Annotated in this window: 1 protein-coding gene; it reads left to right on the top strand. The window is 29.1% G+C overall.

What is annotated here, in order from left to right; all coding sequences use genetic code 11:
• Positions 1 to 223: 223 nt before the first annotated feature.
• Positions 224 to 904 (top strand): oxidoreductase, encoded by a 681-nt coding sequence (locus V7014_RS21135; RefSeq protein ID WP_335510033.1) that lies wholly within the window; start codon positions 224 to 226, stop codon positions 902 to 904.
• Positions 905 to 1053 lie beyond the last annotated feature (149 nt).

The following is a 1053-nucleotide window of genomic DNA, read 5'->3' as shown; positions in this document are numbered from 1 at the left end:
CTTTATAATAATATCGACTATCAGGAAAACTAGATAAGACTTTTTTGTTGTTAATTTCATACACGGAAAAGACTGTAAAAAAATAAGCCCTTAGCAGTTTTTATCCATTTCTATTCAATTCAAAAAATTAGTAACTAATAAGATACATAATCAACTTATCAGTTATAATAGATTTATTTCTTGTTTGTTCCATAAGAAAAATGAAATATAAGGAGAGATCGGTATGGATACTGATAAGAGAAGTGCATTAATTGTAGGTGCAACTGGATTAGTTGGAAGTAATCTATTAGAAATATTATTAAGATCAAATACATACAAAACTGTAAAAGTATTAGTTCGAAATCCAACATCTTTACATCATCCAAAGCTTACTGAAATAATAGTGGACTTTAACACTTTAGATAAACAAGAAGAAGTATTTGCTGTTGACGATGTATTTTGCTGTTTAGGCACAACCATTAAAAAGGCCGGTTCTAAAGAAGCCTTCCAAAAAGTTGATTACCAATATCCTATTAAAATAGCGGAACTAGCAAAGAAAAGAAGAGCGAAACAGTTTTTAATTGTATCGGCAGTAGGAGCTGATAGTCATTCTCGTTTTTTTTACAATCGAGTTAAAGGTGAACTGGAACTAGCATTAAAGAAAATGCAATTACCTTCATTACATATCTTTCGACCTTCACTATTATTGGGAAAGCGTAATGAATTTCGCTTTGGAGAAAGAATAGGCACAATCATTAGCCCTTTATTTTCACCACTTTTAATTGGGAGTTTAAGTAAAAACAAACCGATTCAAGCAAACGAGTTAGCTCTTGTAATGTACAACATTGCAAAAGAAAATAAAGATGGTGAATTTATTTACGAATGGAATAACTTCCAAAAGATATTAAAAGGAGATCATGTATAATATAATATTTGTTCACTATATTTAACGTAATTCAAATATTTTTACAAAACAATCACAATACTTCGAATTAAACTTTTATCTTTTATGATAATATAAAAATAGTTCATAGACCCTTGTTACCTAAACTTTCACAAAAGTTCTATATCCTT

Source organism: Bacillus sp. JJ722 (assembly GCF_036963345.1).
Taxonomy (GTDB): domain Bacteria; phylum Bacillota; class Bacilli; order Bacillales; family DSM-1321; genus Bacillus_AD.
Note: the sequence above shows the minus strand (reverse complement) of the source record. Positions and strands in the feature narration are given on the sequence as shown.